General features: G+C 62.6%; 28 protein-coding genes and 1 pseudogene. 18 read left to right on the top strand and 11 right to left on the bottom strand.

The window, feature by feature from the left end; translation table 11 throughout:
* Positions 1-83: 83 nt before the first annotated feature.
* The 11 genes from CJZ82_RS15915 (at position 84) to CJZ82_RS15860 (ending at position 9,176) form a co-directional block, all read left to right on the top strand.
* Entirely contained in the window at positions 84-983 is a 900-nt protein-coding gene (locus tag CJZ82_RS15915; protein ID WP_094556730.1) for a major capsid protein, read from the top strand.
* Positions 984-1,049: 66 nt separating this feature from the next.
* A complete protein-coding gene (locus tag CJZ82_RS15910) occupies positions 1,050-1,472 on the top strand; it encodes a hypothetical protein (protein ID WP_094556729.1) in 423 nt (140 codons plus the stop codon).
* A 7-nt stretch (positions 1,473-1,479) separates the two neighbouring features.
* Positions 1,480-2,211 (top strand): hypothetical protein, encoded by a 732-nt coding sequence (locus tag CJZ82_RS15905; protein WP_143593720.1) that lies wholly within the window; start codon positions 1,480-1,482, stop codon positions 2,209-2,211.
* A gap of 82 nt (positions 2,212-2,293) precedes the next feature.
* Positions 2,294-3,073: a hypothetical protein gene (locus CJZ82_RS15900; RefSeq protein ID WP_094556727.1), complete on the top strand. Its 780-nt coding sequence runs from the start codon at positions 2,294-2,296 to the stop codon at positions 3,071-3,073.
* 123 nt (positions 3,074-3,196) lie between these two features.
* Entirely contained in the window at positions 3,197-3,451 is a 255-nt protein-coding gene (locus CJZ82_RS15895) for a hypothetical protein (protein WP_094556726.1), read from the top strand.
* A complete protein-coding gene (locus CJZ82_RS15890; protein WP_198949817.1) occupies positions 3,451-3,783 on the top strand; it encodes a hypothetical protein in 333 nt (110 codons plus the stop codon). Before CJZ82_RS15895 ends, CJZ82_RS15890 begins: the two co-directional genes overlap by 1 nt.
* Before the next feature lie 41 nt (positions 3,784-3,824).
* Complete coding sequence (locus CJZ82_RS15885; protein WP_198949816.1) at positions 3,825-5,369, top strand: hypothetical protein; 1,545 nt, start codon at positions 3,825-3,827, stop codon at positions 5,367-5,369.
* A gap of 45 nt (positions 5,370-5,414) precedes the next feature.
* The gene (locus tag CJZ82_RS18095; RefSeq protein WP_143593719.1) at positions 5,415-6,674 is read left to right on the top strand and encodes a hypothetical protein; all 1,260 of its coding nucleotides are present in this window, start codon (positions 5,415-5,417) and stop codon (positions 6,672-6,674) included.
* Entirely contained in the window at positions 6,674-7,096 is a 423-nt protein-coding gene (locus CJZ82_RS15870; protein WP_094556723.1) for a hypothetical protein, read from the top strand. The genes CJZ82_RS18095 and CJZ82_RS15870 overlap by 1 nt, the downstream gene beginning before the upstream one ends.
* Positions 7,096-7,968, top strand: coding sequence for a hypothetical protein (locus CJZ82_RS15865; protein WP_094556722.1), 873 nt, complete (start codon positions 7,096-7,098; stop codon positions 7,966-7,968). Before CJZ82_RS15870 ends, CJZ82_RS15865 begins: the two co-directional genes overlap by 1 nt.
* Positions 7,969-7,979: 11 nt before the next feature.
* Entirely contained in the window at positions 7,980-9,176 is a 1,197-nt protein-coding gene (locus tag CJZ82_RS15860) for a hypothetical protein (RefSeq protein WP_094556721.1), read from the top strand.
* A gap of 162 nt (positions 9,177-9,338) precedes the next feature.
* Here the strand turns inward: CJZ82_RS15860 and CJZ82_RS15855 are convergent, their stop codons facing one another.
* The 6 genes from CJZ82_RS15855 to CJZ82_RS15830 all read right to left on the bottom strand — a co-directional run bounded on the left by CJZ82_RS15855 (position 9,339) and on the right by CJZ82_RS15830 (position 13,685).
* On the bottom strand, positions 9,339-10,349 hold the full coding sequence (locus CJZ82_RS15855; protein WP_094556720.1) for a hypothetical protein: 1,011 nt from the start codon (positions 10,347-10,349) through the stop codon (positions 9,339-9,341).
* The gene (locus tag CJZ82_RS15850) at positions 10,346-10,801 is read right to left on the bottom strand and encodes a hypothetical protein (protein WP_233130321.1); all 456 of its coding nucleotides are present in this window, start codon (positions 10,799-10,801) and stop codon (positions 10,346-10,348) included. Before CJZ82_RS15850 ends, CJZ82_RS15855 begins: the two co-directional genes overlap by 4 nt.
* 212 nt (positions 10,802-11,013) lie before the next feature.
* Complete coding sequence (locus CJZ82_RS15845) at positions 11,014-11,226, bottom strand: hypothetical protein (protein WP_094556718.1); 213 nt, start codon at positions 11,224-11,226, stop codon at positions 11,014-11,016.
* 238 nt (positions 11,227-11,464) lie between these two features.
* Positions 11,465-12,439, bottom strand: coding sequence for an RAD52 family DNA repair protein (locus CJZ82_RS15840; RefSeq protein WP_094556717.1), 975 nt, complete (start codon positions 12,437-12,439; stop codon positions 11,465-11,467).
* Between the two features lie 116 nt (positions 12,440-12,555).
* A complete protein-coding gene (locus tag CJZ82_RS15835) occupies positions 12,556-13,188 on the bottom strand; it encodes a siphovirus Gp157 family protein (protein ID WP_094556716.1) in 633 nt (210 codons plus the stop codon).
* Between the two features lie 50 nt (positions 13,189-13,238).
* Positions 13,239-13,685 (bottom strand): SLOG family protein, encoded by a 447-nt coding sequence (locus CJZ82_RS15830; RefSeq protein WP_233130320.1) that lies wholly within the window; start codon positions 13,683-13,685, stop codon positions 13,239-13,241.
* 1,268 nt (positions 13,686-14,953) lie between these two features.
* Between CJZ82_RS15830 and CJZ82_RS15825 the strand changes: the two genes are divergently transcribed.
* On the top strand, positions 14,954-15,982 hold the full coding sequence (locus tag CJZ82_RS15825; RefSeq protein WP_094556741.1) for an integrase: 1,029 nt from the start codon (positions 14,954-14,956) through the stop codon (positions 15,980-15,982).
* Between the two features lie 136 nt (positions 15,983-16,118).
* Here the strand turns inward: CJZ82_RS15825 and CJZ82_RS15820 are convergent, their stop codons facing one another.
* Positions 16,119-16,862 carry a hypothetical protein gene (locus CJZ82_RS15820; protein ID WP_143593717.1) on the bottom strand — a complete coding sequence of 248 codons (744 nt, stop codon included), beginning with the start codon at positions 16,860-16,862 and terminating at the stop codon, positions 16,119-16,121.
* Between the two features lie 40 nt (positions 16,863-16,902).
* Between CJZ82_RS15820 and CJZ82_RS19680 the strand changes: the two genes are divergently transcribed.
* Complete coding sequence (locus tag CJZ82_RS19680; protein WP_094556713.1) at positions 16,903-17,145, top strand: transposase; 243 nt, start codon at positions 16,903-16,905, stop codon at positions 17,143-17,145.
* A gap of 50 nt (positions 17,146-17,195) precedes the next feature.
* Here CJZ82_RS19680 and CJZ82_RS18090 read toward each other — a convergent pair whose 3' ends face one another.
* Positions 17,196-17,768 (bottom strand): hypothetical protein, encoded by a 573-nt coding sequence (locus CJZ82_RS18090; RefSeq protein ID WP_233130318.1) that lies wholly within the window; start codon positions 17,766-17,768, stop codon positions 17,196-17,198.
* 293 nt (positions 17,769-18,061) lie between these two features.
* Here CJZ82_RS18090 and CJZ82_RS15810 point away from each other — a divergent pair, with 293 nt between their 5' ends.
* Positions 18,062-18,256 carry a hypothetical protein gene (locus tag CJZ82_RS15810; RefSeq protein WP_094556740.1) on the top strand — a complete coding sequence of 65 codons (195 nt, stop codon included), beginning with the start codon at positions 18,062-18,064 and terminating at the stop codon, positions 18,254-18,256.
* A 567-nt stretch (positions 18,257-18,823) separates the two neighbouring features.
* Positions 18,824-19,051, top strand: a complete 228-nt coding sequence (locus CJZ82_RS18085; protein ID WP_143593715.1) for a hypothetical protein — start codon at positions 18,824-18,826, stop codon at positions 19,049-19,051.
* A 49-nt stretch (positions 19,052-19,100) separates the two neighbouring features.
* On the opposite strand, the gene CJZ82_RS15805 is transcribed toward CJZ82_RS18085, so the two are convergent.
* Positions 19,101-19,388 (bottom strand): hypothetical protein, encoded by a 288-nt coding sequence (locus CJZ82_RS15805; RefSeq protein ID WP_143593714.1) that lies wholly within the window; start codon positions 19,386-19,388, stop codon positions 19,101-19,103.
* 175 nt (positions 19,389-19,563) lie between these two features.
* On the opposite strand from CJZ82_RS15805, the pseudogene CJZ82_RS15800 reads away from it, so the two are divergent.
* Together CJZ82_RS15800 and CJZ82_RS15795 are read left to right on the top strand one after the other, a co-directional pair.
* Positions 19,564-19,695 (top strand): annotated as a pseudogene (locus tag CJZ82_RS15800) (integrase core domain-containing protein); the annotation flags it as partial.
* A gap of 132 nt (positions 19,696-19,827) precedes the next feature.
* Positions 19,828-20,604, top strand: a complete 777-nt coding sequence (locus tag CJZ82_RS15795; protein ID WP_094556711.1) for a response regulator transcription factor — start codon at positions 19,828-19,830, stop codon at positions 20,602-20,604.
* Between the two features lie 19 nt (positions 20,605-20,623).
* Here the strand turns inward: CJZ82_RS15795 and CJZ82_RS18510 are convergent, their stop codons facing one another.
* Together CJZ82_RS18510 and CJZ82_RS15785 are read right to left on the bottom strand one after the other, a co-directional pair.
* Positions 20,624-20,767 carry a hypothetical protein gene (locus tag CJZ82_RS18510; RefSeq protein ID WP_158218608.1) on the bottom strand — a complete coding sequence of 48 codons (144 nt, stop codon included), beginning with the start codon at positions 20,765-20,767 and terminating at the stop codon, positions 20,624-20,626.
* Positions 20,768-20,836: 69 nt separating this feature from the next.
* Entirely contained in the window at positions 20,837-21,493 is a 657-nt protein-coding gene (locus tag CJZ82_RS15785) for a thermonuclease family protein (protein ID WP_233130317.1), read from the bottom strand.
* 1,027 nt (positions 21,494-22,520) lie between these two features.
* On the opposite strand from CJZ82_RS15785, the gene CJZ82_RS19180 reads away from it, so the two are divergent.
* Positions 22,521-22,935 (top strand): hypothetical protein (locus CJZ82_RS19180; RefSeq protein WP_369820098.1); only part of this gene is annotated, 415 nt, incomplete at its 3' end.

The following is a 22,935-nucleotide window of genomic DNA, read 5'->3' as shown; positions in this document are numbered from 1 at the left end:
TAAATCCCCTTTTCCCAGGAGCGGTTCAGATCTTCCATGGCAATAGATGGTGACGTTGCTGGGGTCAGGCCCCGGGAGTGACCATGGGCCTCACGTTGATCGAGGCGATGAAGCACGAAACCCGAGTCGATCGGCTCGCGGTGACCAAGACCTTCACGGAAGGTCAGCTGCTGCGTCGTTTGCCGTTCCGCAATCTCTCGGGCGGCGCCCTGCAGTTCGCCAAGGAAAAGAAACTGCCCCGCGTCGGCTTTCGTGCTGTGAACGAGGGCTACCGCCGTGATTACGGGGCGGTGGCGCAGGAGAGCGAGTTCGTTCACCTCTTTGGTGGTGATCTCGATGTGGACCGCTCGATCGTTGATCTCAACGGCCCCGAGGCCCGTGCTTCTCAGACCGAGCAGAAGGTGCGCTCGATGCGGCTCACCCTGGAGGCGGCGATCATCAATGGTGACGCTACCTTTGATCCGCGGGCGTTCAACGGCCTCAGCAAGCGGCTGGTCCCTGGCGGGGCCCAGACCGTCGACAACATCAGCGGCACCGTCAAGCTCACCAAGCTGGAGGCGGTGGTTGATTCGGTCAACGCCCTTGGCGGTGAGAAGGTGATCCTCACCAGCAAGGCGGGCCGGCGCCAGATCAGCTCAGCCTGCCGCGTTGCTGGCGGCGATTTGTATCAGGTGATCGACGGCCGCCACTGGTTCGAGGACACCGAGATCCTTGTCGTGGACCAGGACGCCCAGGGCCACGAAGTGCTGGGTTTTGGCGAGGCGGCCAACACCACATCGATCTACTGCGTGGCGCTTGGCGATGAGCTGATGACCGGCATCCAGGGCCCGTTCGAGGGTCGCTACGGGATCTCCGTGCGGGACTTCGGCGAAGTACAGGATGCTCCGGTGTTCCGTACCCGCGTCGATTGGTACGTGGGCTACGCGGTGGTCAATGACAAGGCGATCGGTCGCCTTTACAACGTCGGCCCAGCTGTGGCCTGAGGCGGAACTGCCGAACGCACTGCTCGACCGTCAATCCTGCCCACCAACTTTTGAGAGGACACGACCATGGCCCTGCAGGGCAACAAACTGATCGACGCCGCCACCACTTTGGTTGGCTGGGTCAACTACAACGCCACCGACCCGTTTGAGCGCACCCGCGTCAGCGCTGAGGTGGTGCGGCTGACCACGCCGCTCGATGCGGCTGGAGCCTTCACGCTGCTGGCCAGCCACCCCGGTGCCGTTGCGGCGGTGACGGTGGTGCTGCAACTGGCGCCGCTGCTCAAGGACGGCACCGTCGGCACCTGGGTGACGGCGGCCACCGTGGCGATCCCCGCCGCCGGAGGCCAGGTGGAGGCCCCGATTGCGGGCGGCAGTTTGGCGGTGGCACCTGCTGATGCCGCCAACGTCGAGCTGCCTGCCTTCTTCTATGCCAAGGCCACGTTGACGCCGTCGACCCCGAACGGCGCCCACGTCAGCCTCACCTACTGAGGCGGCCATGAGCGACCTTGAAAAAGGCAAGCCGGACCCGCCGTCGCCGCCGGCACCCAAACCCCCCAAGCGGAGGTACAAGCCGACCAAGCCCGGGCGGCCCTGGGCGCCGCCGCAGCCGGAGGTGGAGGGGACGGATCCGACGGTCCCTACTGCACCGATACCGGATCTCCCCCCCGAGCAGCCGACCGATCCACTGACCCCCAGCGATCCAACCGTGGAAGTTGAACTGATGGACACCGATCCTGTGCTGGAACTGCCGCCTGAGGGGATGCTGCGCATCTCCAAATCGGGCCGGGCCGATCAGTTCGTGTTCCCGGTCCATTCCGAGCGCTGGGCGGCGGATGGCTGGAAGGTGCATCCGCCGGTGAACGTCGATCCGAGCGCGGGTGCGGAGGATCGTGCAGAACCTGAGGTGCCCGAGGCGCCTGTGGATCCTGGTGTGCCTGAGGCGCCAGCAGTGGAGGTACCTCCGGGAGCCATCCCTGATGCACTCGAACCTGTAGTGCCTGAGGTGCCGGCAGCCGATGCGACTGACTTTGCCTCGATGACGAAGGCTCAGATCGTTGCGGAGGTCGAGGCCACCTACGGCGTCGCCCTGGATCCCTCTCAGACCAAGAGCGAGCTGGTGGAGCAGGCCGAGACGCTGGCGACCGAGCCAACCCCCCAGCCGGTTCCTGGCCTTGATGTTCCGGCCACAGAGCCCGAGCCGATGGTTCCGAGCGATCTGCTCGGCTGAGCCCTGTGGAACCGCTCTGCGGCCTGGCAAAGGGAGATAGCGCCACCCTCGTGCGAGGACTCGCCTGTTCATGCCTTACCCCTTGCCTCCCATCGATGAGAGCGGCCGGGTGCGGCTGCTTCCCCCGTATGGCTGCCCGGGTAAGGAGGAGTGGGTCTTGCACCACGAGGCCGACCGCTGGCTGCAGCTGGGCTTCCGGGTCGGGTCGGTGCCGGCCCAGGCGCTGGAGTTGTTCTGGATGCCCTCTGATCGGATTTGGAGTGATCCGATCGGTTGTGCGCCGATTGCGCTCACGATCGATCCGCTGATCAAGGCGCCCCAGCCAATCCAGGTGAACTGGGGCGATGGAAGCGTGGAGACGATTGGCTGGGATGCGCTCTCGCGCGAGGTGCCGATTCCGCGGCATGTGTACCTCGATCGTGTGGATCTGACGGTGACGGTGTCGATCGGGCTGACGGTGGCCAGCTTGCCTGTGGCGCTGCTGGGTTGCCCGGTTCCACCGAGCGTGGTGCAGCAGGGGCTCTCGGGCGGCGGCGATGGGAGTGGCGGCCTGGCCGGTGTGGAGCCCCTGGTGCCGGGCGACGGCCTCGACGGGCGCGCCTACAACGGCACCACTACGGAGCTCTGGCGGCTGCGCTTGCACCCGGAGGGTGGCCTGGCGCTGCTGCCGAGCCCGGTGGACGGCAAGCCTGCGCTGGCGGTGATGTACGGCAGCGGCGCGGCCAGTCGCGGCACCCGCTGGTATTCCGGTGATGGGCCGCCGCTGAGCGCAGCGCTGAACCCGCCGCCAGCTCCGGGCGATCTCTACCTCGATCGGCTCACCGGCACGGTCTATGAGCTGATGAGTGGAGGCGGCCTCTGATTGTTGGACTGACGCAAAGACACCGCTCCAGAACTGGGCGGGTCAGGCAATAGATGGGTCAGGCCCGCGTTGGTGGGGTGCAGGAATCATCAGTGGCAATAGAGGTTGTAACCCCAGGAGCACATGGGCTGGGACAGCACCGGTGATTCGATCAAGGGACCGGCAGGTGCTGGCGGGGCCGTTGGCCCTGCAGGTGCTGACGGTTCACCTGGTGCCCAAGGCCCGCAAGGGCTCCAGGGTGAGCCGGGCGGTGTGGGCCGGCCCACCTTTATTCAGGAGCTGCAGCCGACGGCTGGTGAATTGACCGGTGCCACCCGCTACGTCTGGTGGCAACTGCTCGGCCCTGATCTCACCTGCTGGATCGAGGACGGAAGCTGATGCTGCGCAACGCCTTCGCGAATCTGGTGTCTGAGGGGCTGGCCCTGCGGCTCAATCAGGTCGCCTCTGTGCTGGCCGACCTGTCGATGACCTTCGACACGGCGGGCGCCAAGCTCCGCGTCTCGCTCATCGGTGAAACGCTCCCCACGGTCACGACGGTGGGCACCGTGACCACGGTTTCGACTGTGACGGCTGTGACGACCTGCTCGACGGTGACCACCGTGGGTTCGGTCACGAACCTGGGCTCGATCGGTGGGGTGAGCGCCGCCGGGATGGTGCTCGAGAGCATGGAAACCAGCTGGGCCTCATCCATCCGGGGGCGGGTCACATGACCTTGCATGCCCAACTCTTTCCGTCCCTCTGAGCGATTGCGATGCCCACCACGCTTGCCTTCAAGGACATCCTCGATCTGCCCAAGTGGCGGCCGCTGGCCCCTGCGCCTGCGGCATCAACGGCTGGGAGTTCGTTGGCCTTCGATATGCGCGGTGGCGGCAAGGCGCACCCGCTCCACTACCTGCTGAGCAATGCCACCACGTTCTCGGCCTACAGCCCGCAGAACGATGAATGGATCGGGCTGAGCAGCCCGGCGCTGGCAGGGGCCTTCGGGGCAGGGGCGAGCTCGATCGTTCACCCGACGCAGGGACCCAGGGGCACGTTGGCGGCCGGTGGCACGACCACCTCTGTGGTGCTCTCCACGGCACTGCCGGCCGCCGTGGCGGTGAACCAGCTGGCGAACCGTGGCGACGGCGTGGGTTTCACCCTGCGGGTGATCGGCAATGCCGCCGGCAGCTCGGGGAAGGTCGAGGAGCGGCTGATCATTGCCAACACCGCCGGCACCACGCCGACCCTCACGCTCGATGCGGCGCTGACCTTCACGCCGGCGGTGGGCGACACCTACGAGATTCTTTCCGGGCGGGTGTTCCTGCTCTCGGCAGGCACCCTGGCGGCCGGGATCTGGAAGCACTACGACATCGCGACGAACAGCTACAGCGGCAACCTGAGCACCACCAACTTGCCGGCGACGATCGGCGGTGATTCGTCGCTGGTGGCCCTGAGCGAGGGCTACGTCCCGAACGATGCGCTGCCTGGTGCTGGCTTCCTGGGAGTGCTGACCGCCACAACGGGCGCAACGAGCACCACGATCGTGCAGGGCACCGCGTCGGCCCCGGCGCTGGCGGCCAACGAGTACCGGAACTTCCAGATCCGGATCACCGAGGACACAGCCACGCCGACGGCGGTGGGCCAACGGCGCCGCATTGCGTCTCACACGGCTGGCGCCTCGCCCACCTGGACGGTGGCGAGTGCTTGGACGGTGACGCCATCGGCTACGGCCAAGTTCGTGATCGAGAACGACGACGACAAGCTCCTGCTGTTCACCAACCAGACAGGGATTTACACCTACAACATCACCGCCAACAGCTGGGACACGTCCAGCTTTGCGGCGGCAGCCAATGCGGGGGGAGCTGGAATCTTCTGTGAGCACAGCTTCGGGATTGGCCGTGATCCCTCCGGCAATGCACGCCACAGCTTCATCTATCGGATCCGTGGTGGCGCCGCGAACATCATCGACCTGTTTGATCTGGCCGGCGGCGCCACCGGGGTGTGGTCGGCGGACATTGCCTACGGCAACAAGGGCCTGACGACCTTCACCACGGGTACCTGCGGCGCCCATGACCCACTGGCGAATGGCGGGCGCTATCTCTACTTGAGCATCAACGGCACCCAGCGGTTTGCGCGCTTCGACTTGCGCAATCGGGTGCTGGAGCCCTGGACCTACCTGCGCTACCCGCAGGGTGCGGCGTTGGTGGGCGCCAAGTTGGCGATGAGCTTCTTCGTGGATGGGTCCACCAAGCTGCCGTTCCTCCATGCCTTGATCAACACCGGCACGCTGCTGTTCTCGATTGCCGCTCAGCGGTGAGCGGGTCAGTGGCAATAGAGGGTGACCTGACGCGGCCCGCCCTCAATGCCCTGGAGCAACACCGGCTCGCTGCTTGGCCCGCAGGGCAGCCCAGGTCCAGCTGGAGCGGCCGGCGCGGCGGGAGCCGCTGGCCCCCAAGGTCCGTCAGGCCCGCAGGGAACGCCCGGCACAGCCGGTGCAGCCGGGGCAACCGGCCCAGCCGGCCCAGCCGGAACGGCTGGAGCTCCGGGAGCAGCTGGCCCAACCGGCCCCCAGGGTCCGGCCGGTACCGGCATCAACCTCAAGGGCACGGTTGCCACCTACTCGGCGCTGCCGACTTCGAACCGGCAGCAAGGTGACGCTTACATCGTTCAGGACGAGGGCGACACGCTCTATTCCTGGGACGCCACTGGCAATGTCTGGGTCAATGCAGGCGCCATCCAGGGCCCGGCTGGTGCGACCGGGCCCGCTGGAGCCGCCGGTCCGCAGGGACCGGCTGGCGCCGTTGGACCCCAGGGCCCTGCTGGTACGGCTGGCGCAGCGGGCCTCCAGGGCCCGGCCGGCGCGGCTGGCGCTGCTGGCGCGGTGGGTTCCCGCGGAACGGGCTGGTTTGTGGGCAGTGGGCCGCCACCGGCCAACATCCCCGGCCAGATCGACGGGGACATGTACCTCGATACGGTCTCGGGAACCGTCTACAAGCTGACGGTGACTGCTGGCACTCCGGTTGGCAGCCTGCCGGCGATCGGCGGCGCACTCGAGGGCGGCTACTACGGCGGGTTGATCTCGACTACGGCGAATGGTGTGGCGACCCATGCGCTGATCATTGCGCCCAAGGCCACCGGTCAGGCCCTCAAGGTGCTCAAGAGCGCCAACACGGCCACGGCTGGGGCCACGAGCACCTTTGATGGGCTGGCCAACAGCAACGCCGCCAACGATGCGGGCCACCCTGCTGCCCAGTGGGCACGGGCGCTCACGATTGGCGGCTACAGCGATTGGTATGTGCCGGCGCTCTACGAATTGGAGATCCTGTTCCGCAAGTTCAAGCCCGACAACACCGACGGCAGCACCGGAGGGTTCGGCGCCAATGCCTACGCAGTGCCTGTGACCACGGCCAACTACAGCCTGTCGATTCCGCCGCAGAGTGCGATTGCGGCCTTCCAGATCGGCGGTGCTCAGGCGTTCTTCGAGGGGAACATGTGGACCTCGACTGAGGATCAGGCCACTACGGCCATCTGCCAGGACTGGTATTACGGCTCCTGGGGGCCGATCAGCAAGACCTTCAGCCAGACCACCCGTGCGATCCGCAAGATCCCTGTGGTGCCCTGATGGGTTGGGTGGCTCGAATCGACACGCCTCGGCGCGTGGAGGAGCAGCGGGTCACGGCGACTGTCACCGCCCCGTCGGTGCTGGATCTGACTTTTGTGGAGCTGGGCACTGATGGCCGTTTCCTGGCGGTGGGCTGTGACATCGCCGCCTGGATCACCTTTTATGCGAGCGCGCAAGCGCGGAACGCTGATGCGGCCAGGCCGATTGCGGAGGATCCACCGCTCTCGGCGGGGGTGCTGCTGGATCTGAGCTTCGATGGGGTGATCCCGTGGCTGCTGCCTGCACCGGGCTCGACCTATTCCAATAGCGAGACGCCGCTGCGGGCGCGGCTCTTCGCCCGGATCAGGACTGCGCTCAACGTGGCCCATGCGGCGACAGTGACGGTGCGGGCCCTGGTCGAGCACGACACGGTGCCGTCCTGATGGCGGCAACGATCCGCGATCTTTCGCGCCGTGGAGATGAGCCAAGCGTCCTGGGTGCGCTGAGCGCCATGGCGGCGCAGGTGGACACGGAGCTGGTCACCTGGATCAGTGCGGCCAACTCCCAGAACCCTGGGCAACTGCTGACCCTGCTCACCAACAGCGCGGGAGCTCCGGGCTTCCTCGGCTGGACGATCAAGGCACGGCTCACGGCTCAGAACCTCGGCGTGCCGGTGGAGCTGATGAGCCAGTGGGTCTTGAACCTGACCAATTCGGCGGTGACCGCCCAGGTGGGCCTGGCCTCGGGCCACAACCCCGCTGGCGGACTCGGCAGCCACGGCTTGCTCTCAGGTGGTCGGGGCACAACGAACACGCTTGCCACGCTGAATCAGCCCTGCCCGATTGGGGCGGCGACGGCCTGGAGCCTGAAACCGGGCCAGGAGTTCTTCGCTTTTGGCCTGACTCAGCACAGCTTCACGAACCGACAGGCCCTGCCGCTGCTGATCGCCAAGGACGTCACCACCGGTGACTGGCACCTCTCGAACACCGACATGGCCGCTGTGATCAACACGGCGGCCTGGAGCCGCAACCTGCCGCAGCTGCTGCTGTCTGGTGGTTTCCGCAATGACTGGTCGGCGAGTGGTCCTCCGTTCCTGCTCGCCCGGCAGGCGCAGTGGCTTCCGATCACGCCCGGTGTGGGCTATGTGGTGCCACTGCCACCGGTGCAGTGGTGGGATCCGGTGGTGTTGCCGGAGGACCTGGCGACCTACAACCGCACCTACGCCACGCTCGGCTACTTCAAGGCGGCTGACGGCAGCGAATGGCTGCAGCTCGGCCCTAGCCGCCTGGCGGTGCGGGTCGTTAATCCCACCTGACCTGAGACGCCATGGGCCTCGCCACCTCAGCTCAGCAATGGCCCTCCTGGAACTGGACCAGCAAAGCAGTCGGCAGCCCTGGCCTGCGGCTGAGTGAGGCCTTCTCGGCGTTTGCGGCAGTGGTGAATGCAACCCCCGGAAATGCCGGTGTTCCGTTGTCGATCGTCAAGGATCACAATTCCGCGACGGGTGCAACGAACTTCGGGTATGTGTGGCGCCTGGGCCATCCGGTCAATCCGGTGCTCTTGAGCTTCTACAACACCAGCAAAGTGCAGGGCTACAACGCAGTGTCGAGCTCAGCCCTGTTGAGGCTGGGCCTGGAGAGCGTCTACACCAACGACAGCAGCAACGGCGGCTTCGGCACGTTCGCATCGACCTTGTTCAGCGTCAACGCTGGCCTGTCCCATTACGCGCCGGATGGATCACCTGCGGTTGATTACGGCGCGATGCTGCTGGTGCTGCAGGACACGGCGCCAGGCCGTGAGTTCTTCTGCTACTCGATTGCACCGATTGGCGCTGACACTTACACGCAGAACCACACGATGGTTCTGTTCAGGTCACCTGCGACATCAGGCTGGAACATCTATTTCAACCGTTCCTACGCCTATGTGGGCATGTTCTATTCGCTGAACGCCTACATCTGGAACAACAACACGTTGGCGGCATGTTCTGTGCTGCCGTATGCGCTCGGTGGCGTCCAGCAGCTGAGCCAAGGCTATGGGTTGTATGCGAACACGACCAGTGGCCTGTTCCAACCGGGGACGATCCAGCCCCGGGTGGTGCTACCGGACTGCTTGTGGTTGGGGAGTAATGAGCTCACTGATCCGCGCCGCCTGGGCCGGGCCAGCAGTCCGGCCGGCGGCGGCACCTTTTACCAGCTGGCGGCGGCCTATGGCGGTGCAACTGATCTGTGGTTCCTGCAGCCAACGGGGACGCCTGCGGCGTTGGCGGGCTGGAGCACCGTCGGCTCACTGCCGTGGACGACGGTGCCGGATCGATTGAGCTTCTGCCCGATGGCGCCGTTGCAGCCACTGGCGATGGGGCCAACCTCTGCGCCGGACTTCCTGACGGACTGGAGCACGGTGGCGGTCGGCGCCGCTGGTGTGCGCCAGCACCCGTTCTATGCCAAGCAACTGCAGGGCAGCAGCGGCGGCGGTGGTAGCGGCAGGCCCAGCAGCGGGGTGCTTTGGCCGAGGGGGACGTCGTGATCTCCCACGGGTGCTGACGATCCGGCTGCAGCGAAGATCCAGGAGCCGTGTGGATCGGTAGTGACTTCCCGCTGGACCGCACCACCCAGGTCTGCCTCCGCCAGCACCTCCGCCATTGGGACCAATGCAGCACCCGGGGTCTGAGCAGCCAGCAGGCAGATCTCAGTGCCCAAGCAGGTCCATCTGCTTTTCCGGCCTTTTGAGGATCTCGATGGCTTGCACCGCCACAAGCCTGGGCTGTTCATCAGCAGCAGCCTCGTAGCTACCGCTGACCCGGACGGTGCAGTCCAGAATCTCGCGCGCCTGCCCTTTGTGCCTATCGTCGTATATGCAGCGGATTCCGCGCTGATACCGGGCGCCTCGGATCTCGAAGCGCAGGGCATCTAGGTCGATCTCCCGCACCACCCCCTCAAAGGCATCAGTTCCCCGGAAGCGCTGCCCTGATGCCTGATCCAAGGATCGCTGCAGGATCTTGCCGCTCTCTCGCGTCAGTGCGGCGGGTGTCTCCTGGCTTTGCCCAGGACAGCTGAGGAACAACTCCGTGATCGCCTTGCTTCTGGGAGTGGGAGCAAGTTTCTGAGCTGCCACCATCACGGTGTCGCGAACAGCTGGGTCTGGGAACAGGGAATACACGTCTTCACTGACGGCTTCATCCTTGATCAGCCTTGGAATCAGGGGAAGGCTGCATACCGCCTCTCGGACGGCGTCGTAGAGGCCATCGGTCACTCCCTCAAGTACCAGCTGGCCTTGAGCGCCAACATCATCTGGCCTCGGGACCCGCATTCCCACGACCAGGCTTCCATAGGCCAGCCCTGAGAGATACGGATCCAGGTCTGCCGGCCAGCGAACACGCTTCTCTTCGCTGAGACCAGCGATTGATTTGGCGATCTTCTGAATCTGCGTGCGCAGCTTCGAGAATGCACCGGTGACAAGGGAAATGGGGGGTTCATGGGTCATCACACCTGGCCCCGTGAATCGAGCGACCAGATCGGCGTGATCTGCCAGTGATGCGTAGGGGAACTCGTCCCGATAGAGCCTGGCGAGCAGCTCGAAATACGGCGTGCTGATCAGCTCAGGATCCTTGCCCAACCGCACTGCCAGTTCTCGAGCTGCCAGGAGCTCTCGGTGGATGATGCGGGCCTTGCCCTCGACGATGTCGATCCAGCCGCTCATGACATCAACCTCAGCAGCCCTTTCTTGATCTTGCAATCAAGCTCTTTTTCAAGTGCTTTTCTTGGATCGCAAGACCGGAAGTAACTCACAAAGTCCTGACCAAGCTTCTCTAGACTGGGGCGCATGTCAATCTTGTATGTACCAAAGAGTTCGACATTGCGCAAGTACAGCATTTGCCCCTCCCACTGCTGATCGCTTGGCAAGCCCTGTAACTCAATCACGAGGTTGATATTTGCTGGGCTCTCTTCTGAAGTGACATAGCTGCCATCGAGCACAAGTGGCGGAATGGTTGTGAAACGCTCCAGGAGCTCATTTCTAATAAACGCCTGCAGCGACTCCGTCAGCCTGCGGCGTTGCTCATTCCATGCCAGCGCAGCCTCTACTTCTCTCATGGTGCATGCGTAAGTTCCATCATCAAGCAATCCATACTCGTTGAATCCTGGGATTGGCATGCTCACCAACCTCCGGTTCCCCGTGCGCACCACCCTCTGATGCCCCAGACGCTGGTGGGGCCATCGTTGCCACGATGGTAGGCAGTGGTGTAGTTGAGCATTGGCCGGAAGGTACCCCCGGTTTATACCCAGGCCATTCGCCAGACGGAACCAACAGACAGGGATCCGGTAAATCCCGGCCGGCAGTGCCAGCCGGGAGAGGCACTGGCGACTCAGAGCACGTGCACCCTGGCCTGGGGCCCAAGCACCCGCTGCTGATTGGAGGCCAGGATCAGGGCCTCGGCCCTGGGCACGTAGTGCGGCTGGGCGCTGATGTGCCCCTCGCGATCAAGGAACAGCACCCGCAGCAGCTGGCCGGCGGCATCCAGCAGATGCACCGAGATGATGCGGATGGAGCAGGTGCGGACCAGAGGAGTGGCGGCCATGGCTGAGCTGGCGAACGACACCGCCGTTCAGCCCCGGCGCCGCCTGCGCCGCGCAAGGGGCGCGCAGCGCAGCGGAGCGACTCGCGTGAGCCCTTGCGCGGGGTGCAAGCCGGGGCAGGCCGGGTGGCGTGATCGCCCGCCCCATGGCCAGCCCCCCATGACCGCCTCCTGCCTGACGCACTCCTCTTCGATCAACTGGCACTGCCAGCGATTACTCCTGATGTACTTGGCGCGCCTCTCAGTGCGACACAAGAAAGGCCTCAATCCAGTCGTGATGGCACTTCTGGTTGATCCGATCGGCGATCGTCACCGCCTCCTCGGGTACCTGGAACCGCTTGCGGAAGGCCCGGGTGAGGCTCTCCAGCTGAGGCCGGGGCAGGGCCCGCAGGCTGCTGTGGAGGTGTTGGATCGTTTCGGCATCGAGGGACTGCTGGCCGGGGTCGGCCGTGGCTGATGGCTGCGCAGTGGAGGCCGGGGCCTGGGTGCGGCCTTGGGCCGGGGTTGCTCCGGCGGTAGAAGGAGCGCCAACTGCCGGCCGGCTCACGGGTGGCCGATGCCCGCCTGGCCGCTGGGCTCCATCACCCTGGCTCGTTGTGCTGCTGACTTGGCGCTGCGCCTTGTCGTACAGGGCCAGGCCGAAGGGATTCCCGAAGGTCATCAGCGCCCGCTTCATCGCGTCGGTCTCGGCCTCCTTGAGGGCGGACTCGTGGGCCTGGCCCAGGTCCATGTCGATGCCGTGGCCGGCACCACTGCCCTCGCGGATCAGCGGCGGCAGGCCGCCGGCACTGACGGTGACGCGCACGCGGGCGGTGTAGGTGACGCCCCAGCCGGGCTTCTGGTCCCGGCCGATGGTGCGTTCGGCCTGGGCGACGCAGCGGACGGCGATCGTCTGCCGCTGCCAGCCATCGAAGCCAAAGATGCGGTTCGCTTCCGCGATCACCTGCCAACCTTCCAGGTAGCTCACCCGGCTGCGGCCCTGCTCCCGCTGGCGGACATTGGCCCGATCGAGGGGGGCGGAGAGGGCAGCGAGTTGCTCTGGGGAGAAGCCCGAGGGCTGAGCCTGGGGAGCGGAGCCAGCTTCTGGTGGGGCCTCCTCGGCGCGGTCAGCAGAGCGGATCAGCTCCAGGGCCGATGGCGGCCTCTGGCTTGGTCGAGGAGGAGCGGGGCGGCTAGTGGTGCGAGCCCCGTTGGTGGAAGGCGCGGCGACGGTCATGGCGTGATGCTGCGATCGGTGTGAGGAGTGAGGAGGAAAAGGGCCCGGATGCACCAGTCGCACCGGAAGGTGCGCTCAACAGCCCGGAACCCCATCGCGAGGGGCTGTGCCCCCCGTCAGCAGATGCGCCAGGAGCGGCGGGAGATCAGCTGAGCGCCGGTGATCTTCTGGCCGGCCTTCAGCGCTGCCTTGATGGCGGTCTTATCGGCCTGGAAGGTGGTCTTGACCGCGAGCCATTCGGGATCGAGCAGGGCCTCGTTCTCGATGGCTACGGAGGTGGAGCGGGTGCTGCGCAGCTCGTGATTGGTGAACGAGAAGCGGGCGGCTGCGGGCTGCAGCCGGGTGAGCACCAGCACCAGCGATTCCTCCAGGGAATCGGCTCGGCTGGCGTCGGAGCGGGACAGCTCCGTGAGCCGCTTGGCCTGCTGCTGGCGGTAGGCGGCCTGGCCGCGCAGATGCTCAATCACCCAGCAGGTGGCATCGGCCTTGGCCGCCAGGGCCTGCTTGTTGCCCTCCTCTGCCAGCAGGAAGGCCTCCAGCTCAGCGAGGGCCTGGTTGCGGGTGTCGTCGTCATCGGCCTCCAGCTGCTCGGCCAGTTGGCCGATGGCGGTGGTGAGCTCCTGGGCCTCGATGCCCAGCTGCCAGAGGGAACCGGAGTGGCGGATGGAACAGGCTGGGCCAGCGGCCTCTGGAGCAGCCACTGCAGGAGCAGTGGCTTGTGCGGCGGGGATGGGGGTGAGAACAGGCATGACAGTGAGAAGGGGATGGGGAACAGAGGCGCCAACAGGCGCGGAAGGCTTCAGGGGCAAGAAGCAGCAGCGGGATCGGCCCAGCGAGCGGCGGAGGGGCTGACCTCCACCACGGCGATCGGCACCGGGGAGCGTGAGGCCATGCGGCGGGCCTGCTGCACCAGCGAGGCCGTGCCGGACCCACCGGGGAAGGCCACCACCAGCACGGAGGTGGAGACACCAGGGGAGGTGTGGGTCACGGCCCGGGCCACAGCCAGCTCGAGCAGATCCCGATTACGGATCGGCCCAGCTGCCCGGCCATGGCGCCGCCACTCGGCAGGCATGACCAGCGACGACCAGCCCAGTTGATGGGCGGCGCGGGCGATGGCGGCATCGGCCCCGCGGGCACCGCCATGGAGCAGCAGATGAACCAGCCGGCCGCCGCTGCGGGCCAGCAGTTCAGCAGCAACCCGCTGATGGGGCCAGGCCAGATCCCGGCCGCCGCCTGCTGCGATCACAAGGGATCGAGATGGAGCTATTGCAGAGCTAGACGAGATAAGAAGATCCATGAATCAGCTGCCAAAGGTGACAACCGATCGGGGCATCACACCGCAAACAGAAGAGCGGCAGTGATGGCGAGATCAGGGGATTGGATTACCGCAGGCGATGGGCTTTGGGCCTTTGGCGCAGCCCTTATTCTACCAGTACAAGTGCACTTGTGGGGTGGCAAGGCAACTGCTGCGACAGGGATCTCCTTGATTTATCCCGATCCACCTCGCCGTGGACTGATTCATAACAGGCCGGCCAAATAAGCAGGCCAGCAGCCCAACTAACTAGCGGCCCTGATTGCCAGCGCTACCGCAGCCGCGGGCATGCCCTCATGCCCTCCATCCCCTCCCCGCAGGGCTGGGGCGGAGGGCGGCGGCGGCTGTCTGACGTCAGCCACGGCGCAGCCGTGGCAAGTTGAAGACGGCCGCCGACGACCGGAGCGCCTATCAGCGAAGTGCTGACCTGCCTGACCACGCCTTTGGCTAGCCCTATCGGCGCAGTAAATCAGCCGTTGCAGGCGCTTCAGGTCTCTCCCACAGGGGAGAGATTTCTCGGGTAGTGGGCGACCTCCCTTGCCCTGCTCCTCGCCCGCCGCCGCCTGCGGATCTGGTTTCGACCAATGGAAATTCGTCGGCAACGCCCTGATCCGAAGCGATGAGCGTTGACTGCTCATTTGTGGAATGTCCTTGGCTAAGGAGCCGAGAAGCCAGTACTGAACTGAAAAAGCACAGCTCAACAAGTCTGGCGACTCCAGCAAGCTCCCCTGAAGCAGGTCAGCCCCTGGAGCGAAGGGATCGGGAATCTCTCCCCAAATCTCTCCCATCTCCCTTAGCCAATCGCTGAGAAGTCAATCGGGGCGACAGGATTCGAACCTGCGACCTAGTGCTCCCAAAGGGACAGTGCCGACGCCGCTGAGACTGAGTTCTTCAGTCAGGATGCCAGTTCCGGCTTTGCTTAAGACTGCACGGGATTGCACGGAGTTGCAAGCAAGCCCCCAAATTGTCCGCGCTTTTGTCCGCGCTTGCCGTAGCTTGTGACCTAGTGCTGCGTGTTGGCTACTTTCATGGCCGACTGGTCTGACGCCTTTCGCTCTGCCGTCAAGGCCTCCTGTGGCCCTGGCTGGCTGGTCTTCGAGGACCGAGACTCCGTTCGTCTCCGCCTTCGGCTCCCAGGCCGCAAGACTGAAACCGTCACCCTCCCCTACCACTGGAGCGAGGCTGCCTGGCCTGACGCTCTGATGCGCATCCGCCAGATCCACAACGCCTTCATTGATGGCGAAATGGATCTGAAGGGAGCAGCCAACGTAGGGACGGTGACCAGCTCTAACTTCACCAACGACTGGTCCGCTGCTGTTAAAGCGTTCCGGCAGCATCGTGCCCGCGTCTCTGATCGTACCTGGAAGCAGAAATACACCCCTGTCCTCATTCGTGCCCTCAATGCGCTGGGAACGGCCAACGCGCCGACCAACGGCCCCGACCTCTGTGCTGTGGCACTGAAGCAATGGAGCCCGGGGATGCGGCAGCGGCAGATCATGCGCCAGTCACTCCACGGGTTCCTCACATTCTGTGTTCAGCGACGCAGTTTCAAGGCATGTTGGCTGCCCCCTGTGGTTGATGAAAACGAGATCACCACTGCCAAACGTGTCGGCTACCCGATGACCGATGCGCAGATCCTTCGGCTTATCGAGTCCATCCATGACACAACCACCGGGCAGCGGTGGCGCTTCGCCTGTCAACTCCTGGCCGTCTATGGCCTGCGTCCTGAGGATCTTCGCTACATCCACACCCGTCAGAACGGGGCGGAACTCTGGTCTGGCTACGAGAAGTCCCAGGGGGGCCGCAAAGGCGCTAAGACCCCGCCGCGCCGTCTTTATCCCCTACTGGTGCAGGAAGCAGGCGGCCCAGTGGACTGGAACCTGCAGCAGCGAGTCGCGATCGGTGAGGAACTGCCCCCGTTGGGGCAGGAGGGGAAAGCTGGTGAGGCACTGGGTACGCATCTGCGTCGGCTGCCTATGTGGAAGAGCATTTCCGCTGAGGCTGAGCGGGAGAAGCAGCAGCTCACCCCATACAGCTTCAGGCACAGGTATTCAGCCGAGGGTCACCGTCGGGGCCTACAGCCCAAGCAGCTGGCTGATGCGATGGGACATTCCCTTGAAGTGCACATGGGTAGCTACGCCAGGTTCATGACCAGAAATCTGGCGGATGCTTTTGATGCAGCGAACAGCAATATTTTGCCGGCTACTACCCTTGTTGCAAACATGCCTTGAACTGCTCCATCAAGACCCTAGTGGTTGAAATGGTCGGGATGGAGAGGCGTTAACGTTGCTGGCAGAGGGGGTGGGTGCGGCGTTTGCTCATGGGTGGGGTGAGTTGCGACTGTGGAGAGAAACAAAGAGACAAGAATTAATTGCCACCTTCCGGTATGGTGTGAGGGTACCCATGGTACTGCTGATAGTCGCTGCGAGGGTCCGGCCAAAATTCTGGGCAGCGCAGCTCGACAGGTGCAACACTGATCTCGCTCTTGAGCAAAATGCCGAGCGAGTCAATCAGTTTCCCAAGTTGATTACACTTATCATTTATTGTCTGCTTCTGCTCACTCGACAAGCCATCTTTGAAGACAACTTCCAAAGCGCATACTGGCTGGCCAGACATCGGGTCTCGCCTCTCGAAAATGTGGTAATTCAACCATTCAATGTAAGCTCGAACACTATACACGTAGTGAAATAGTTGTGCCTCGGATGCCGTAGACACGAAGATGGAATTGCTGTTTATGGTCTTCACGGAAGCTTGATAGCGGCTCTTGAGGCCATGGTCGTATAATGTACTGATCTTGATGTCCAATTCGTTTGGGGACGGGTAGTAGGGGTCGGTCGGGTCTAAGATCACCAGAAACCTTCGCATGTCGGCGCAGGACTGTTGAACATCTGCAAGGCATCCATAAATTTCTGCATAAGCACTGAGCCTTGCCGCGTTAATCAAACTCGCCTTTTGGTTCCTCGCAGAAAACCATTGGCTGATTACTGCGGCGACCCCAGCTGGAGCCAGTACTGCACTGACTAGAAGATTGACCGGTGAATCCGACACTTTCTCGTGGATTTGCGCTTTGTCGAGCATAGAATAGCTGCCACTACGATCTGGGTCAATCATGAAGTGACTAGGCGGAGCTTGCCCCCCGAGTTCAGGAAAGATGTCACCCCTCTCGTTCTTACACCCGGGGGCTTCATGGAGAGGATCAATGCATCGTTACAGCGAAGGAGTCAAGGCTGACGTAAGGAAGCGGATGAGTCCGCCTCATCGTCAAAGCGTGGCCAGGATTTCCGAGGAGCTGGGCATCCACGTGGTGACCCTCTACAACTGGAGGAAGGCTTGGCGGTTGCAGGGAGAGGTGGTGCCGGCATCGGAGAAAGCTCCGAGGGCTGGTGCGCACTAACAAGTTCAAGGTAGCACTTGAGTCAGCTGGTCTCACCGATAGGTAGACGATCAATCAGAAGGGCGCGAATTGCTCTGATCGGTCCAAAACAGGACTTGAGGATTCTGATCAATGCAGTAATCCAAAGCATAAAGAACTGAAAGTGCAGCAACTACAGAAATACCTATAACTCTGTTTCGCTTTCTCGACTTTTCCATGGTTTCGCGTTGCACATTTTTATAGGCTTCACATTGACCTTGGAAATCGTTCTCTTCCAGAAGTACCTTGCATTTATCTAGATTCTCATCATATCTTTTCTGGAGTTCGCCCTTGAAGCCCATCCAGTCCTTGTGACTTAAGGCCCATTGCTTCCATGTGGTCCATTCCTGTGCAGCTGCAATCTTCTCTTGATTCCGAAGGTGAGCTCCTCCGAAGGCGGCGGCTGGCCCAACTGCACCAAAGAAGGCTCCGCTCAGTGCATCGCCTGCTGTAGTGCCTCGAGGCGGGAGTGCCTGAACGTCGTGCTCACGTAGGAAGAGAACAACCATCTGATCAGTGCTTGGCATCGGGTCTGTGGAGAAGCCTTTTCCCTTGAGAAGGCTTCTCACACAGGGGTCGTTGATTGAAAGGGCGTTCATGTCCATTGCTGTAATGAGATCGAGGAGTTACGTCCCCTTTGTCTTCTTTAAGATTTATCGAGAGCGGCAGCATCGACATCCCCTGATCGGGGGATTTATGCGTTGGTGGGGGCCGATGCTCCGCTCCTGCCCCACAGCTACCTAACTGGCCTCCGAGATGGATCGCCTCCTTCCCGCCAGCTCGGAAAAGCTCCAAGCCCGGCCAAAGGCCTCAAAGCCCTGCAGGCGCAGGGCCGACACCCTCATCCCAGGGCCAACCTCAGAAAAGTGGGAACACTGTGGTCAGTTGCGCCATGGCAATGCCCTTGACGACCGCCGATATCGGCATCCAGCTACTGATGGACAGCACGGTCAGCCTTCAGGAGATCGATGCCCGCATTACGGCGCGGGTCTTCGCGGCAGTGCACAACCCCGAGCGTGGGCCAGCAGTGCGACAGGTTCTGGATCAGTTGCTGGCGGTGCTGGATGCCACCAGCCCGGATGGGGTGATCTGAACTGCCGGGTTCGTTACCTGGCGCTGGGCTTGGGGAGTTGCTGGGCTTGATGCTTGCCGGTATCGGTCGCTGCTAGAAGCTTGTTACGCATAGCCGCACTCCCCAGCGAACATGAAAAGCCCGCCGTGCGAGGGCTGGCTGTTGAGGTGATTGTTTTGGGCTTGAGAAATAGTGGTCGGGCCTCCGATGCCTGCGAGACGCCACCTCAGAAACGAATCACGGCGTCCTTATTTCCCGTCGCGGGTGTTGTATTCAGACCGACCCGACAGTGAATCAGCTGATAGATCAATTGCAGCAAGCCCAGATTGGCCTATTCAGATAGTCCGTTCCGAGTCGTGTGCACATGAGCTGATGGGGGGGCAACGTAGGAGTTGGTCAGATAGCACACGCTGCATGTGGAGCGGTGGGGACCAGCATCGCCATGGCAGCAGCGGCAATGACGACGGGAGCGATGAGTAGCTTTTCCATTCGCTTGAGATGGTTGTATTTCAGAGTGTTTCACCAGTTTGAGAAAAAACGATCCAACCCGTTCCCGATTGCCTTAAAGGCGTTCGCAACAAGGAGTTTATGGGGCAACTGTTGAATGAACTTCAAGGCCCTATGAATCAAAGGACTGAGCAGGGAATGGCTGCTAGTTTGCTTTTAGGGTCGCCAGTTGCCGCTTATAGTGCTGTGACAGCAGGCGGCGCACTTGGAACCAAGGCAGTGATGGATTTGTATCGCTACTTGCAGGAAGACCAGCAAGCACAGAAGGAAGGGCAGTTGCCGCTTACTGGCAAGCGGAGTGGTGTTTGAAGTTATGAAAAAAGCCACCCCGAGTGGGATGGCTTGGTGGTTTGAGGGATCACTTATTGTTATACTGAGGACAGCGCCTTACGGCAGCTCCTGAAGCCTCCTTGATGTCGCTTCGTACTCCACTGGGGAGCATGAACCAGCTGTTGCTGCTGATTGTTGAGTCGTCACTGGCCTGGTTGATTGCATCGTTGAAGCTTGCGCCCATGTCGCGATAGGTGCAGTAGCGTTCTGCGAACAGGGTCGGCAGGACAGTGCCGGCTTTAGCAGGCTTAGGGTTGTAGAGGGCCACCACTGTCGCACCAATCATAAGAAGTGATGCCATCTTCCCTTTGGTCATGATCTTGAGGTGGTTGTGGGGTCGCCCCCTTGACCTCTTCACCATCCTTCAGTCGTCACCATCGCCACATCCCCCAGTCGGGGGAGTTCAAGGAAGAGCCCCCTCCGTGCTGGTTCAGCGGGTGTGCCCAAGACAGTTACGTCAGACGGATGACCGACGCGCAACAGCTCCTAGGAGAACCAGTCCCTACACGCCGCGAACAAACGGCAAGGCGGAGCGATTCATCAAGACAATCCTGGCCGAGTGGGCCTACGCGATGGCCTACGCCAATTCAGACGATCGGAACCGGTGGCTACCCAGCTATCTGGGGATCTAAAACGGTCGCAGGTGCCACATGGCCTTGGAAGGTCTTACCCCCTTTGAGCAGCTCGGCCTGCTGCGGGCTGCTGAATGACCTGATGGGAAATCACACCTAGGATCCGCGAACCCTGGTCCAAGCATGGATCTGACCCATCTCCTGCAGAACATCCCCACGCTGCTGGAGGAGTACGGCCAGCTCCTTGAGGGGAAAACCATCGTGGCCTGCCTTGGCAACACCAGGTGGCTGGGCGCCTTCATCTGCATCAACCCGATCACTGAGCACGTGGTGGGGGCTTCCACCACCGAGGAGGAGGGCTACCAGCACGTGCTGCAGCACCGGCCCAACTTCCTGCTCGTGAGCGAGAGCCTGCATGAGGGGGCAGGTGTGTCGCTGGTGCGGCGCGCCGAACGGTTCCACCCCGACACGCGCACCATCCTGATCACCAATCGGGAATCCACCGCCGTGATCGGCGAGGCGCTGGAGGCCGGTTGCGATGCGATCTGCTTCGAGACGGAAGACTTCACGCCTGTGTTCAGGATCGTCGCCGGCGGCGGCGTCTACTACCCGAAAGAGGCCGCCGCTGTCCTGCGGCAGCAGAGCCAGCGCAGAAGCGATGCGACCCCGGTCGAGAGCCTCACCGAGCGGGAGGTCGAGGTACTCACGGGGGTGATGCTCGGACTCTCTAACAGAAACATCGGCGAGCGGCTGTATGTCTCCCCTGAAACAGTGAAGACCCACGTCGGCAATGTGATCAGCAAGCTCCAGGCGCGCGACCGCACCCATGCCGCCGTGTTGGGCGTGGCCCTGGGGATCCTTTCACTGGAAGCTGCTCTGAACACCGGCCCCGCTTTCAGCCTCTGGGGGGATGCCTCGGCTTCAGAAGCCCTGAACAAGGCTTCTTCTCGTGGCTCCTGAGACTGGCCGGCACATTTGATCATTGTGGCTCCACTTCTTCTGCCAATGCCAGCACCGCGCCGAGGACCTGCTCGTAGTCGGCTGCCAGCTCAGCCTTCCGCTCGGGTGTGATCCCTGGTTCTTGAATCCCCCGCACCAATCCAGGCAGGCGTTCGCGCAGCATGGCCAGGCGAGCCAGGCGTGGGTCCAGCTGGCTCATCATTGTCCTGTCCCATCCCACAGGACAGGCTGATCAGCGAAGGGATTCACAGGCCACCCCATCCCCATTGCGGTCCAGATACGTGTGCCCTTGCCGCAGCAGCTCTTGAGCACGGCCAAAGCTCCCGATGCTCTTGCAGGTGGTCCTGCTGCCAGCGCGCACCACCCCACCCTTGCTGGATGTAAGTGATTCTCTCCCAGCAGGTGTAGTCGTCAATCGTCTGGATGGACCCCGCCTGCTGTGGCGCCAATCCCATGGACGGGTGATCCCACCGGTGACAGCCCACACACCATTTCGAGCAGACTCGGCCTGCCTCTCAGCTCCCAGGTAGGCGGCCTGATCGCACCTGCTCAGGTACTGCCGGTAGGCGAAAGCTTGGCCGCTGCGGACCATCGCCAAGTTGACGTTCATACCTCCTCGGATCACTTCGGCCACGGTTCGGCCATAGCGATCTGTACTGAGCACGCGGAGCGTCACGCCACTGCCCACTGGAGCCAGCCGCTGTAGCTCGGCTCGTGAAGCCATTCCGTAAGGGGCTTGTGCCGTCTCGGGTGCATCAATGCAGGCCAGGCGGATCGTGATGCGGCGTCCGCCTTCTAGCACCCGCAAGGTATCGCCATCACCGATCGAGATAACAGAAGCGGCAGAGGGTGACGCCGATGATGATGAGCTGGCCGCAAGGAGGACCATGGCGGCAATGGGTAGCAGGAGTCTCATTAAGGAGCTGGTGGGGTCTTTCACCCGTATTCCCAGCACGATCTCAGCCTGTCCACCTGATGGTCATCCCCTGATCGGGGGATTTGTCCGTTTATCTGTGTTTTGGCAGGCAAGGTGATTAAATCGCCGCGAACTGGCTGCTGCAGATGCTCTGATCGGCAGAATCGCAGAGAAGGCAAAAACCTGCTGGGCCACAAGGCAGGTCCTTGGCGAGGCAAGCCGCTCAGTTGATCCCCCGAATGGGGGATGACGAGGTGGGTTGGTGGGTGTGATTGTTAAACAGTCATATCCATTCCACACGAGACCATGCCATGGGCCCTTCACCTCGAACTGGTTGACTTGTCCTGCGATCTGATGCTCAGGATAGAGACTTCATTGCTTGAGTGACATTCATCTAAGCCTCCAGGGCTAGATGAATACTGCCTCTCCTGATCTCAGTCTCTTGCTTTAGCGATAACGATTAAGCACTTTCAATGAATTGTCGAATCATTCAGCTCCCATGACCATGCTTCTCAAGAAGTTAAAATCATGGCGTCGTAGCTCATCCGCTACGAATACCATGATTACAGAAGAGTCTCTGGTAGTTCGCTTTGGCGTTTTGCTCAAAGACCTTAAAGAGACCTATGGCTGGTCTGCACTACGCGCCATGTCAGCCGAGGATTTACTCGTGCTCTTGGAGCGATCAGTCCGTAGCGACACTGACCACAGCGCTGTGCGCACCTTCAGCTCATGGATTCAGAGCGGGCTTCTGGAGCTTCTTTCTGTCCAACCCCGACAGAGAGACCGGTACTGGCCAGATCTCTCCGTCAAGCTTGGTTACTCCACAGGTGTGCTGGAGACATCCGTTCGACGGTTGGATCGAGCATTGGGCCTCTCTCGTGGAGACCGCTTCTCTCCTGCGGTCCTCGCGGACACTGACGCATCTCGACCCCCTGTTTTCTTTGGGATCCGAATGATGCCTCTGATGGCTGGGGGGGCCGTGATCATTCTTGCGAGCGGTATGGCTCTCGCCATCCAGATCACCCGCTACCGGCAGGAAGTGCTTCGCCAGCAGCAGGCCACTCAGGAGCAGAAGGCCGAACTTGATCGGGTCAAACGACAGTTATCGGAGCGAGAGAAGGCCGCCGCTAACCCACCGACTGCCCGCTCTCTGCCGTCATCGGTACCTGATGCGCTGCCCCGACCATCATTGCCGGCTGGTATGCCCGAACCTCCCATGCCAGTACCAGCGTCGCCCCTTCCCTCCCCCGATACCGCATCTGCGTCCAGCGACCTGCGCTGGGATGGCTGCGAGCAAGGTGGAGAAGCAGGATCAGCCCCGCAAACCGGTGACACTTGGTGGCCGGTTGTCGGTCAATCGGAGTCGCTTGAGGCCGTTCAACGTCACTGCCGTGGCGATGCCTTCCGTAACCGGG

The organism is Synechococcus sp. 1G10 (assembly GCF_002252625.1).
Classification (GTDB): domain Bacteria; phylum Cyanobacteriota; class Cyanobacteriia; order PCC-6307; family Cyanobiaceae; genus Regnicoccus_A.
Note: the sequence above shows the minus strand (reverse complement) of the source record. Positions and strands in the feature narration are given on the sequence as shown.

Coding starts and splice junctions, on each gene's coding strand:
- CJZ82_RS15915 (WP_094556730.1), top strand. CDS start 84: ATGGGCCTCACGTTGATCGAGGCGATGAAGCACGAAACCCGAGTCGAT.
- CJZ82_RS15910 (WP_094556729.1), top strand. CDS start 1,050: ATGGCCCTGCAGGGCAACAAACTGATCGACGCCGCCACCACTTTGGTT.
- CJZ82_RS15905 (WP_143593720.1), top strand. CDS start 1,480: ATGAGCGACCTTGAAAAAGGCAAGCCGGACCCGCCGTCGCCGCCGGCA.
- CJZ82_RS15895 (WP_094556726.1), top strand. CDS start 3,197: ATGGGCTGGGACAGCACCGGTGATTCGATCAAGGGACCGGCAGGTGCT.
- CJZ82_RS15890 (WP_198949817.1), top strand. CDS start 3,451: ATGCTGCGCAACGCCTTCGCGAATCTGGTGTCTGAGGGGCTGGCCCTG.
- CJZ82_RS15885 (WP_198949816.1), top strand. CDS start 3,825: ATGCCCACCACGCTTGCCTTCAAGGACATCCTCGATCTGCCCAAGTGG.
- CJZ82_RS18095 (WP_143593719.1), top strand. CDS start 5,415: ATGCCCTGGAGCAACACCGGCTCGCTGCTTGGCCCGCAGGGCAGCCCA.
- CJZ82_RS15870 (WP_094556723.1), top strand. CDS start 6,674: ATGGGTTGGGTGGCTCGAATCGACACGCCTCGGCGCGTGGAGGAGCAG.
- CJZ82_RS15865 (WP_094556722.1), top strand. CDS start 7,096: ATGGCGGCAACGATCCGCGATCTTTCGCGCCGTGGAGATGAGCCAAGC.
- CJZ82_RS15860 (WP_094556721.1), top strand. CDS start 7,980: ATGGGCCTCGCCACCTCAGCTCAGCAATGGCCCTCCTGGAACTGGACC.
- CJZ82_RS15855 (WP_094556720.1), bottom strand. CDS start 10,349: ATGAGCGGCTGGATCGACATCGTCGAGGGCAAGGCCCGCATCATCCAC.
- CJZ82_RS15850 (WP_233130321.1), bottom strand. CDS start 10,801: ATGCCAATCCCAGGATTCAACGAGTATGGATTGCTTGATGATGGAACT.
- CJZ82_RS15845 (WP_094556718.1), bottom strand. CDS start 11,226: ATGGCCGCCACTCCTCTGGTCCGCACCTGCTCCATCCGCATCATCTCG.
- CJZ82_RS15840 (WP_094556717.1), bottom strand. CDS start 12,439: ATGACCGTCGCCGCGCCTTCCACCAACGGGGCTCGCACCACTAGCCGC.
- CJZ82_RS15835 (WP_094556716.1), bottom strand. CDS start 13,188: ATGCCTGTTCTCACCCCCATCCCCGCCGCACAAGCCACTGCTCCTGCA.
- CJZ82_RS15825 (WP_094556741.1), top strand. CDS start 14,954: ATGCGCATCCGCCAGATCCACAACGCCTTCATTGATGGCGAAATGGAT.
- CJZ82_RS15820 (WP_143593717.1), bottom strand. CDS start 16,862: ATGATTGACCCAGATCGTAGTGGCAGCTATTCTATGCTCGACAAAGCG.
- CJZ82_RS19680 (WP_094556713.1), top strand. CDS start 16,903: ATGTCACCCCTCTCGTTCTTACACCCGGGGGCTTCATGGAGAGGATCA.
- CJZ82_RS18090 (WP_233130318.1), bottom strand. CDS start 17,768: ATGGACATGAACGCCCTTTCAATCAACGACCCCTGTGTGAGAAGCCTT.
- CJZ82_RS15810 (WP_094556740.1), top strand. CDS start 18,062: ATGCCCTTGACGACCGCCGATATCGGCATCCAGCTACTGATGGACAGC.
- CJZ82_RS18085 (WP_143593715.1), top strand. CDS start 18,824: ATGGGGCAACTGTTGAATGAACTTCAAGGCCCTATGAATCAAAGGACT.
- CJZ82_RS15805 (WP_143593714.1), bottom strand. CDS start 19,388: ATGACCAAAGGGAAGATGGCATCACTTCTTATGATTGGTGCGACAGTG.
- CJZ82_RS15795 (WP_094556711.1), top strand. CDS start 19,828: ATGGATCTGACCCATCTCCTGCAGAACATCCCCACGCTGCTGGAGGAG.
- CJZ82_RS18510 (WP_158218608.1), bottom strand. CDS start 20,767: ATGCTGCGCGAACGCCTGCCTGGATTGGTGCGGGGGATTCAAGAACCA.
- CJZ82_RS15785 (WP_233130317.1), bottom strand. CDS start 21,493: ATGGTCCTCCTTGCGGCCAGCTCATCATCATCGGCGTCACCCTCTGCC.